Here is a 10,051-nt window from a genome sequence, read left to right as displayed (position 1 = left end):
CTTGAGCGCGATGTCGTCGGCAGCGTCGGCGAGCACGTGGGCCAGCCGGAGGTCATCGTCAAAGGACACCATGACCGGTAACGCTACCCTCACGGGCACGAACATGGCCAAAGGGACGCACACGCGTGACCAGAGTGTTAGGTCCCGATCGCCCGGGGCCGCGGGAGCGGCGGCCCGGTGGGGCGTCGGGGATGTCGTCCGCGGCGGCGGATGCGAGGATGGGGAGCATGGACACCGCGAACCGACAGGGACGCGCCGAGGGCACCTCGGCGCGGGAGCGGTTGCTGGACGCCGCCTACGCCGAGGTCGTCTCGGGCGGCTGGTCCGAACGGCGTATGGCGGACATCGCGGCGGTCGCCCGGGTGTCGCGCCAGACCCTGTACAACGTGTTCGGCAGCAAGGAGGGCCTGCTCCAGGCCGTCGTGGTACGCGAGGTCAACGCGCTGCTGGACCGGGTGGTGCGCCTCCTGGAGGAGGAGGGCGAGAACCCGCCGCACGCGGTGAGCCGGGCCACGCGCCTGGTGCTGCTGTCCGCACGCGACAACCCGCTGCTGCGCGCGGTGGTGACCGGGGACCACGGGCTCCTGCCGGTGCTCACCACGCGCTCCGAGCCCCTGCTGGGCGTCCTGGGCGAGCGCATCACCGCCCTGCTGGGGGAGCGCTACCCGGAGCTGGCCGACTCCGCCGCCGAGGTCGCGGCCGACGTCGCCCTGCGCCTGACGGTGTCCTACTCACTGCAGCCCATCGACCCCGACGAGGCCGCGCGCAGGGTCGAGACGGTCGTGCACGGGATGCTGATGGTCGGCCGCTGAGGGAGGTGGCGGCGTGGTGGAGGGTCCGCTGACGGAGAGCGAGCGCCGGGAGGTGCTGCGCGCCTGCATGGCCGACGGGCGGATCACCGCGATCCCGGTCCGACGCGCCGCCCGGCTGGTCCTGCTCGACCAGGTGGCCCGGGCCTTCGAACCGGGGGTGCGCTACAGCGAGGCCGAGGTCAACGCGGTCCTGAGCGGGTTCAGCGCCAACGTGGCGGTGCTGCGCCGCGGCCTGGTCGACGAGGGGTTCATGGAGCGCGACCGCACCCGGTACTGGCGCTGCGGCGGGACCGTGGAGGTCTGACCCCAGAAGGCGTCGCCGGTGCGGTTCCGGGGACTTCGAGCTGTGATGGTCCTGTGCCCGTAGCCGGTGCCGGCGCCCGAACCCCGCTACGGGTACGGGGTCACGCCGCGGAGCACCGGCACGACGGACCCTTCCGGCCGGCGCCGCCCCGGGGCCCTGACCGGGCGGCCGCAGTCGGCGGAAGCCGGTGCGGCTGCCCGGTGAGCGCGGCCCGCCCGCGTTCAGCGGCGGGACGCGGCGAGCAGGTCCACCACCCCCGTATCGTCCTCGTCGCCGTGGCCCCCGGCGAGGCGGCGCTCCATCAGCTCCGCGTACGGTGCGAGGAGTTCGGTGCTCACCCCCCGTTCCTCGGCGGTGCGCAGCAGGGTCCGGTTGCCCCTCACCCGCATGGCGAGGTTGGACACGACGCCCGTGGTGTAGTCGCCGCTCTCCAACTGCTCCGCGGTGGTGTGGACGCCGAGGGTCATCGCACCCAGCCAGTCCGCCAGCAGGGACGCGAACCCCTTCAGCGGCACGTCCTCGTCGCGGACCAGGGCGAAGGCGTGCGCGACCCCGGCGAACATGCCGCTCATCGCGCTGAGCAGGGCCACGTCGTACAGGTCGGCCAGCCCGGCGTCCTCGCCGACGAACACGGTCCCGGCCAGGGCGGACAGGGCCGTCTCGTGCTCGGCGAAGGCCTCCTCGGAACCGCTGTAGAACACGTACCCGCCCGAGCCGGGGGCGCCGATCATCGGCGGAACGGCCATGACGCCGCCGCTGACGAAGCGGGCGCCGCGCCCGCGCGCCCACTCCGCGCGGGCCCGCGCCTGGTCCGGCGTCCCGGTGGTGAGGTTGAACAGGTCCCGGTCCGCCAGGTCGGCGTCGGCCAGCACCGCGCCCACGGAGTCGTCGTCGAGCAGGCAGGCCACCACCAGGCGGGCGGAGGCCACCGCCCCGGCCGCCGTCGCGGCGACGTCGGCGCCCTCCCGGGCCAGCGGCTCGGCTCGGGACGGGGTCCGGTTCCAGACGGTCAGCGGGTACCCGGCGGCGAGCCAGGCCCGGGCGAGTGCGGTGCCCATGTCCCCGAGCCCGAGCAGGGCGACGCGGGGCTTGTCGGTGTCGTGTGCGTTCATGTGCACTAGGCTCGTCGCCCGTCGGAGCCCCGACAAGTACGCACTTCGGAGTGCGTGCGCACTCCGGGGTAAGCGTGCTGGTGGGAGGGAGGGGCGATGGTCGGCGTACGGAGGCCCGGCGCGTACCACTGCGGCATCGACGCGGCGATGGACGTCATCGGCGGCAGGTGGAAGGTGCTGATCCTGTGGGCGTTGGAGGAGGAGCCGCGCCGCTTCGGTGAGCTGCGCCGGACGCTCGACGGCGTCACCGAGAAGGTCCTGGCCTCCCACCTGCGCGAGCTGGAGCAGGACGGGGTCGTGCACCGGGAGGACTTCGGCGAGGTGCCGCCCCGGGTCGAGTACTCGCTCACCCCGCTGGGGGAGTCCCTGAACGAGGCCCTGGCCCCGCTCGGGGCCTGGGGCCGCGCGCACGTCATCGACACCGGGGAGTCGGTGGACGCCCGTCGGCGCTGACGCCCGGGGCCGCCCGTCACCGTTCGACGGAGTGCTTCCCCGGGGCGCCTCGACGCCGGAGGGGCCGTACGAGGAGGACCGCCTGCCAGGCGAGCGCGACGACGGCGAGCCCGAGGAGCACGTAGGCGAGTACCGTCAGGTCCGGCCCGCCGTTCCCCATCCATATGTCCAGGAGCACCGCCGCTGTCACGAGGAGGGCGCTGGCGGCCCCCGTGACGCCCACCGCGCTCGTACGCCTGTCGTCGTCCTTCATGGGGTTCCTCCGGGAACAGGGGGTGGTGCCGGTCAGGACTCGTTCTCGTCAGTGCCGGCCGCGTCTCCCTCGCGGCTGGTGAGCAGACGGCGCAGGGAGGCCACGCGGTCCGGGTCGAGTTCCCCCCGCTCCAGCGCGGCCTGGATCGCGCAGCCGGGGGCGTCTGGCTGGTGGGAGCACCCCGCGGGGCAGTCCTCGGCGGCCTCGGCCAGGTCGGCGAAGCCCTCGACGATGTCCTCGGGGTCGATGTGGGCCAGGCCGAAGCTGCGCACGCCCGGGGTGTCGATCAGCCAGCCGCCCTCGAAGGGCAGCGCGGCGGCGGACGTGGAGGTGTGGCGGCCCCGTCCGGTGACGGCGTTGACGTGGCCCACGGCCCGGTCGGTGCCGGGGACGAGCCGGTTGACCAGGGTGGACTTGCCCACCCCGGAGGAGCCCACGAGCACGGTGGTGCGGTCGGCCAGACGGGCGCGCAGGCCGTCCAGGCCGCTCTCGGGGTCGAGCACCTCGTAGGGCACGCCCAGGGGCGCGTACACCCGCACCAGCTCGTCCGGGTCGGCCAGGTCGGCCTTGGTCAGGCACAGCAGGGGTGCGAGCCCGGCGTCGTAGGCGGCGACCAGACAGCGGTCCACGAAGCGCGGCTGCGGCGCGGGGTCGGCCAGGGCGCAGACGATCGCCAGCTGGTCGGCGTTGGCCACGATCACCCGCTCGACCGGGTCGGTGTCGTCGGCCGTGCGTCTGAGCACGGACGCCCGCTCCCTGACCCGCACGACGCGGGCCAGGGTGTCGGGTCTGCCGGACAGGTCGCCGACCACGTCGACGCGGTCGCCGACCACGATCGAGCCGCGGCCCAGCTCGCGGGCCTTCATCGCCACGACGGGAACGCCGTTGACCAGACAGCGGTACCGGCCCCGGTCCACGGCGGTGACCAGGCCCTCCACGGCGTTCTCGTGCTTGGGCCGGTTGCGGGTGCGGGGGCGCGAACCGCCCCGGGCGCGCACGCGGATGTCGTCCTCGTCCAGGTGGCGTCCCCCGCCCCGCGTGCGGCTCACGCCAGGGCCTCCGCCCACAGGCCCGGGAAGTCGGGCAGGGTCTTGCGCGTGGTGGCGATGTTCTCCACCTCCACGCCGGGCACCGCGAGCCCGATCACCGCCCCCGAGGTGGCCATCCGGTGGTCGTCGTAGGAGTGGAACACCCCGCCGCGCATCGGGCGCGGGTTGATGACCAGTCCGTCGGGCAGCTCCTCGGCGTCGCCGCCCAGCCGGTTGATCTCGGCGGCCAGCGCGGCGATCCGGTCGGTCTCGTGGCGGCGCAGGTGCGCGATGCCGGTCAGCCGGGAGGGGGTCGTGGCGAGCGCGGCCACGGCGGCCACGGTGGGCGTGAGCTCGCCCACGTCGCGCAGGTCGGCGTCGATGCCCAGGATCCGGCCGGTGCCGCGCAGGGTGAGCAGTCCCTCGGGCGAGCGGGAGACCTCGCCGCCCATCCGGGTGAACAGCGAACGCAGCTCGTCGCCGGGCTGGCTGGTGTGCTCCGGCCACCCCTCGATCGTCACCTCGCCCCCGGTGACCAGGGCGGCGGCCAGGAAGGGCGCGGCGTTGGACAGGTCGGGCTCCACGGTGATGTCGGAGACCTTGACCGGTCCCGGCTCGACCCTCCAGGAGTTGTCGGCGGTGGACACGGTGACCCCGGCCGCGCGCAGCATCTCCACGGTCATGTCCAGGTGCGGCTGGGAGGGCACCGGGGGACCGGAGTGGCGCACGTGCACGCCCTCGGTGAAGCGGGCGCCGCTCAGGAGCAGGGCCGACACGAACTGGGAGGAGCCGGACGCGTCGAGCGTCACCTCGCCGCCGCGCACGGCGCCGGTGCCGTGCACGGCCATCGGCAGCGCGCCGCGGCCGCCGTCGTCGATGTCGGCGCCCAGGGCGCGCAGGGCGGCCAGCAGCTCGCCCACGGGCCGCTCGCGGGCGCGCGGGTCGCCGTCGAACTCCACCGTGCCCGAGGCCAGGGCCGCCACCGGCGGCACGAACCGCATCACCGTGCCCGCGTTGCCGACGTCGACGGAGGCCGGGCCGCGCAGCGGGGCGGGGGTGACCGCCATGTCCTCCCCCTCGGTGGTGATCCCCACACCCAGGGCGCGCAGGGAGCCCGCCATCAGCTCGCTGTCCCGGCTGACCAGCGGGCGGCGCACCAGGCACGGCGTCTCCGACAGGGCGGCCAGGACCAGCGCGCGGTTGGTCATCGACTTGGACCCCGGCAGCGACAGCCGGGCGCGCACCGGCCGCTCGGCCGTGGGCGCGGGCCAGTGCCCGCCGGGGGCCCCGGCCGGGCTCGGGGACGGTGCGGTCTCGGGGTTCTGGCCGGACTGGACGGGCTGCAAGGACGCGGACTCAGGCATGACACAAGGTTATCGGGAGCGGCGCGGCCGCAGGGGAACGCCTTCCCGCCTGTGGACAACGCGTCGGATGCGTGCGGCCACGGCGGGCCCGGAGAGGCCGGACGACCCGGGACGGACGTATCCTTGTCAGGCCATGGTGTATCTGGATCACGCTGCCACGACCGACGTGCGCCCCGAGGTCGCCGCCGACGTCGCGGCCGAGCTCGGCGCCCTCGGGAACCCGTCGTCCCTGCACGGCCACGGGCGCGCCGCGCGCCGCACGGTGGAGGAGGCGCGCGAACGCCTGGCCGGTGCGCTCGGCTCGACCCCGTACGAGGTGGTCTTCACCGGGGGCGGCACCGAGTCGGACAACATCGCCGTCAAGGGCCTGTACTGGGCGCGCAACACGCCCGACGCACGCAGGCCCAGGATTCTCACCAGTGCCGTCGAGCACCACGCCGCCCTCGACCCCGCGCACTGGATGGCCGAGCACCAGGGGGCCGTGCACGAGAAGATCCCCGTGGACGCGCTGGGCCGGGTGGACCCCGAGGTCCTGCGGGAGGCGATCGAGGGCGGCTCCGGCCCCGAGGCGGTCGCGCTCGTCTCGGTCATGTGGGCCAACAACGAGGTGGGCACGGTGCAGCCGGTCCGGGAGCTGGCCGCCGTCGCCGCCGAGTACGGCATCCCCTTCCACACCGACGCCGTCCAGGCCGTGGGCGTGGAACCGGTCGACTTCGCCGGGAGCGGGGTGAGCGCGCTGACGGTCAGCGGCCACAAGCTCGGCGGCCCGGTGGGCGCGGGCGCGCTGCTGGTCGCGCGCGGCCTGGCCCCGGTGCCGGTCCTGCACGGTGGCGGCCAGGAGCGCGACATCCGCTCGGGCACCCTGTCCCCGCCGCTGCTGCGCGGACTGGCCACGGCCGTCCACCTGGCGGTCGCCGAACGCGAGGAGCACTCCAAGCACCTGGCGGGCCTGCGGGACGAGCTGGAGGAGCGGGTCCGCGAGGCGGTGCCCGACGCGGTCGTCAACGGCGACCCCGCGCGCAGGCTGCCGGGGATCTCGCACATCTCCTTCCCCGGCTGCGAGGGGGACGCGCTGCTCATGCTCCTGGACGCCAAGGGCATTTCCTGCTCGACCGGCTCGGCCTGCTCGGCGGGGGTGGCCCAGCCCAGCCACGTGCTGCTGGAGATGGGCGCCGACGCCGGGACCGCGCTGAGCAGCCTGCGTCTGTCGCTGGGCCGCACCTCCACCCGGGAGGACGTGGCGGCGCTGGCGCGGGCCATCGGACCGGCCGTGGAGCGGGCCAGGGCCGCCCGCGCCAGACGCCGTTAGGCGGACGCGGCGGCCCCGGACACGGGCCGTCTACTCCGCGCGGTGCACGGTGACGGACTCGATGGTCACGTCCTGGGTGGGGCGGTCGTTCATGTCGGTCTCGACGTTGGCGATGCCGTTCACCACCTCCATGGACGCCTCGTCCGCGACGTGCCCGAAGATCGTGTGCATGCCGTTCAGGTGCGGGGTGGGCTCGACGGTGATGAAGAACTGCGAGCCGTTGGTGTCCGGGCCGCGGTTGGCCATGGCCAGCACGCCCGGCTCGGAGAACTCGCGGCCGGAGTCGAACTCGTCCTCGAAGGTGTAGCCCGGGCCGCCCTGGCCGGTGCCCTGCGGGTCGCCGCCCTGGATCATGAAGTCGTCGATCACCCGGTGGAACACGGTGCCGTCGTAGAACGCGGCCTCGCCCGTCGCCGGGTTGGGCACGCCCTCGCCCTCGGCCAGGCCCACGAAGTTGGCCACCGTGACGGGCGCCTCCTCGGGGAACAACTCCAGTTCGATGTCGCCCTCGCTGGTGTGCAGCGTGGCGCCCTCGACTCCGGTGACGTCCACCTCGGCGGGGCTGCCGGTCTGCTCGGAGGCGGTCTCCTCCGGCGTGCCGCCGCCCTCCGATCCGCCCTGGTCGGCCGGGGCTGCGGCGCCGTTGGCGCAGGCGGAGGCGGCGAGCAGGGCGGTGCAGGCCAGGAGGGCTGTCGCCGGGAGGGGCAGAAGCTTCATCGGTTCACTTCCGGAAATGAGGATCGCGGCTGGGCGGCACACAGGCTACTCGGCCGGGGGAAGTGCCCTCGTCAGCGGGTTGGCTTTCCGTCATGGCGCGACCACGGTCCGCCCCCGAGGCCGCTCCGCCGCGACGCCCCGATGACTTGTCACGGATCGCCGTACCCGTCCGGTCGCTTGACCGGCGACCCCGGCACGGGAGAGGGTCGGAAGAGGACGGGGCGGGGCGCCGGCGGTGTGCCGGGAGCGAGGCCCCGCCTGGCGCTGGAGGGAGGGAAGTGGATTGAACACCGCACTGCCGTCCGCGATGTGGCTCCCCTTCGCCGCGAGGGTACTGCGCGCGCGCTCCGACAGGGGGCTCTCACGCGCCGAACTCGCCGCGACGGTCGGGGTGACCGACGACAAGCTCCGCGAGGTGGAGAGCGCGCACTGCCGGCCGGCCCGCTCGCTGGTCGAACGGGTGGACACCGCCCTGGGCGCCGAACACCAGCTCGTGGACGCCTGGGCGATCACCCTCCAGGCCGAGGCCTTCCCCAACGAGTTCGGCGACCAGCGCGAGCTGGGCGTCCACGCCACCCACCTGTGGGAGCACCAGCCCATGGCGGTCCCGGTGTTCCTGCGCACCCGCGAGTACTCGCGCGCGGTGCTGCGCCCGCGCCATCCGGACCTGTCCCCGGACGAGGTCGAGGAGATGGTGGAGGAGGAGATGGCCCACCGGGCCGCGATGACCGGGACGGAGGGGCCCGTGCTGCGGGTGGTCCTCAACGAGTCGGCCCTCCAGCGGCCGCAGGGCGGCGCCGCCGTCCTCAACGCCCAGCGCGACTTCCTCGCCGACCTGATCGAGGCGGGCATCGTCACCATGGGAGTCATCCCCGAGCAGACCCCGAACCACCCCGGTCTGGGCGGCGCCTTCCGGCTGATGGAGTTCGCCGACCGCCCCAGCATGGTCTACGCGTTCGCGGCCGAGGGCGGGGACCTGACCGCCGAACCCGAGCAGGTGGGCCGCTGCACCACGGTGCGCGACGCCATCGAGGCCGCGACCGTGGAACTCACGCCGGGGTCGGAGCTGCTCACCGCCCGCTGGCCGGCGGGGTAGCGGGCCGTCCGCCCGAGCCCAGGAGGGCTTGGGGATACGCCCCGCGATGGGCTAGGTTGCCCGCCATGGATATCGCGATCACATCCGGATACGTCGTTCCCGTCGACGGAGACCCCATCGACGGGGGCACCGTCCTCATCTCCGACGGCCGGATCGCCGCCGTCGGCGCCGACGTCACGGTCCCCGAGGGGGCCACCGTCGTCGACGCCTCCGGCAAGTGGGTGCTCCCCGGCTTCGTGGAGGCCCACGGCCACATCGGCATCGACGAGGAGGGCGTCGGCTGGGCCGGTGACGACACCAACGAGATGACCGACCCCAACGGCGCCCGCATGCGCGCGCTGGACGCCATCAACCCCGCCGACCGCGGCTTCGCCGACGCCCTGTCCGGAGGCGTCACCAGCTCGGTCGTCAAGCCCGGTTCGGGCAATCCCATCGGCGGCCAGACCGTGGCGATCAAGTGCTGGGGCCGCAGCATGGAGGACCGCCTGATCCGGCACCCGGCCAGCGTCAAGAGCGCCCTGGGCGAGAACCCCAAGCGGGTCTACGGCAACAAGGACAAGCTGCCCTCCACCCGCCAGGGCGTGGCCGCCGTCATCCGCGACGCCTTCACCAGGGCCCAGGACTACCGGGCCAGGCGCGAGCACGCGGCCTCGGAGGGCACCCCGTTCGAGCGGGACACCACCCTGGAGGTGCTGGTCCGGGTCCTGGACGGCGAACTCCCCTGGTGCCAGCACACGCACCGCGCCGACGACATCCACACCGCGATGCGCCTGTCCGACGAGTTCGGCTACCGGCTGATCATCAACCACTGCACCGAGGGCCACCTGCTGGCCGACGAGATCGCCGCGCGCGGCATCCCCGTCATCACCGGTCCGCTCATGACCAGCCGCTCCAAGGTCGAGGTCAACAACAAGACCCTGGCCAACCCCGGCATCCTCGACCGGGCGGGCGTCAAGGTCGCCCTGACCACCGACCACCCGGTCGTCCCGATCGAGTTCCTGGTCCACCAGGCCACCCTGTGCGTCAAGGAGGGCATGGACCCGCGCTCCGCGATCCGCGCCCTCACGGTCAACCCCGCCGAGATCATGGGCATCTCCGACCGGGTCGGCTCCCTCAAGCCGGGCCTGGACGCCGACGTGGTCGTGTGGTCGGGCGACCCGCTGGACGTGATGAGCCGCGCCCTGCGCGTGTTCGTCGAGGGCCGCGAGGTCTACACCTACGACGAGGCCACACGCGAGCGCACCGTGCTCGACGCCTACTACCGCGAGGGGTGAGCGGCCGCGCCGGGACCCCCCGACCCCGGGTCGCCGGACGCGCCGCCCAGGAGCCCGCGGGACACGTCCCCTAGGAGAGCCCCACCGTCCGGAAGGGGGCCCCGTCCGGCAGCGCCGCGCCACCGGCCCCCTCCGCCCCGCGCACCGCCACGGTGACCTTCTCCATGCCGGTCCTGCGCAGCACCTCGTCCGGGCCCGCGGAGCCCAGCGGCGTCAGGACGAGCGGCGCGCCCGCCGCGACCGGGGCCAGCAGCAGCTCCGCGCCCTCCCCGAGCAGGGTCAGCGGGGCGTCGGGTTCGGCGAACAGCGCCACCCGGTCCCCGGCGTCC

The 10,051-nt window shown here is 74.3% G+C and carries 11 protein-coding genes and 1 pseudogene; 6 read left to right on the top strand and 6 right to left on the bottom strand.

Annotation, left to right across the window (positions count from 1 at the left end; translation table 11 throughout):
• Positions 1–227 precede the first annotated feature (227 nt).
• Together DQW06_RS13585 and DQW06_RS13580 are read left to right on the top strand one after the other, a co-directional pair.
• A complete protein-coding gene (locus tag DQW06_RS13585) occupies positions 228–812 on the top strand; it encodes a TetR/AcrR family transcriptional regulator (protein ID WP_013154793.1) in 585 nt (194 codons plus the stop codon).
• Between the two features lie 13 nt (positions 813–825).
• Entirely contained in the window at positions 826–1,116 is a 291-nt protein-coding gene (locus tag DQW06_RS13580) for a DUF2087 domain-containing protein (RefSeq protein WP_013154792.1), read from the top strand.
• Positions 1,117–1,337: 221 nt separating this feature from the next.
• Here the strand turns inward: DQW06_RS13580 and DQW06_RS13575 are convergent, their stop codons facing one another.
• Positions 1,338–2,228: an NAD(P)-dependent oxidoreductase gene (locus DQW06_RS13575; protein ID WP_117198575.1), complete on the bottom strand. Its 891-nt coding sequence runs from the start codon at positions 2,226–2,228 to the stop codon at positions 1,338–1,340.
• Between the two features lie 96 nt (positions 2,229–2,324).
• Between DQW06_RS13575 and DQW06_RS13570 the strand changes: the two genes are divergently transcribed.
• The gene (locus DQW06_RS13570; RefSeq protein ID WP_117198574.1) at positions 2,325–2,681 is read left to right on the top strand and encodes a helix-turn-helix domain-containing protein; all 357 of its coding nucleotides are present in this window, start codon (positions 2,325–2,327) and stop codon (positions 2,679–2,681) included.
• A 16-nt stretch (positions 2,682–2,697) separates the two neighbouring features.
• Here DQW06_RS13570 and DQW06_RS13565 read toward each other — a convergent pair whose 3' ends face one another.
• Genes DQW06_RS13565 through aroA form a run of 3 tightly spaced genes read right to left on the bottom strand, consistent with a single transcriptional unit; the run spans position 2,698 to position 5,326 of the window.
• Positions 2,698–2,934, bottom strand: coding sequence for a hypothetical protein (locus DQW06_RS13565; RefSeq protein WP_013154789.1), 237 nt, complete (start codon positions 2,932–2,934; stop codon positions 2,698–2,700).
• 32 nt (positions 2,935–2,966) lie between these two features.
• A complete protein-coding gene (rsgA, locus tag DQW06_RS13560; RefSeq protein WP_013154788.1) occupies positions 2,967–3,983 on the bottom strand; it encodes a ribosome small subunit-dependent GTPase A in 1,017 nt (338 codons plus the stop codon).
• Positions 3,980–5,326 carry a 3-phosphoshikimate 1-carboxyvinyltransferase gene (aroA, locus tag DQW06_RS13555; protein ID WP_117198573.1) on the bottom strand — a complete coding sequence of 449 codons (1,347 nt, stop codon included), beginning with the start codon at positions 5,324–5,326 and terminating at the stop codon, positions 3,980–3,982. The genes rsgA and aroA overlap by 4 nt, the downstream gene beginning before the upstream one ends.
• Positions 5,327–5,459: 133 nt before the next feature.
• Here aroA and DQW06_RS13550 point away from each other — a divergent pair, with 133 nt between their 5' ends.
• Complete coding sequence (locus tag DQW06_RS13550; protein ID WP_117198572.1) at positions 5,460–6,635, top strand: cysteine desulfurase family protein; 1,176 nt, start codon at positions 5,460–5,462, stop codon at positions 6,633–6,635.
• Positions 6,636–6,665: 30 nt separating this feature from the next.
• Here the strand turns inward: DQW06_RS13550 and DQW06_RS13545 are convergent, their stop codons facing one another.
• Positions 6,666–7,352: a peptidylprolyl isomerase gene (locus DQW06_RS13545; protein WP_013154785.1), complete on the bottom strand. Its 687-nt coding sequence runs from the start codon at positions 7,350–7,352 to the stop codon at positions 6,666–6,668.
• 283 nt (positions 7,353–7,635) lie between these two features.
• On the opposite strand from DQW06_RS13545, the gene DQW06_RS13540 reads away from it, so the two are divergent.
• Both DQW06_RS13540 and DQW06_RS13535 read left to right on the top strand, forming a co-directional pair.
• On the top strand, positions 7,636–8,448 hold the full coding sequence (locus tag DQW06_RS13540; RefSeq protein ID WP_013154784.1) for a Scr1 family TA system antitoxin-like transcriptional regulator: 813 nt from the start codon (positions 7,636–7,638) through the stop codon (positions 8,446–8,448).
• A gap of 65 nt (positions 8,449–8,513) precedes the next feature.
• Positions 8,514–9,722 (top strand): amidohydrolase, encoded by a 1,209-nt coding sequence (locus tag DQW06_RS13535; RefSeq protein WP_013154783.1) that lies wholly within the window; start codon positions 8,514–8,516, stop codon positions 9,720–9,722.
• Positions 9,723–9,792: 70 nt separating this feature from the next.
• Here DQW06_RS13535 and DQW06_RS13530 read toward each other — a convergent pair.
• Positions 9,793–10,051, bottom strand: a pseudogene (locus tag DQW06_RS13530) (TIGR03089 family protein); the annotation flags it as partial.

It is taken from the genome of Nocardiopsis sp. TNDT3 (genome assembly GCF_003427465.1).
Lineage (GTDB): Bacteria > Actinomycetota > Actinomycetes > Streptosporangiales > Streptosporangiaceae > Nocardiopsis > Nocardiopsis dassonvillei.
This window is presented reverse-complemented; position numbering and strand designations above follow the sequence as displayed.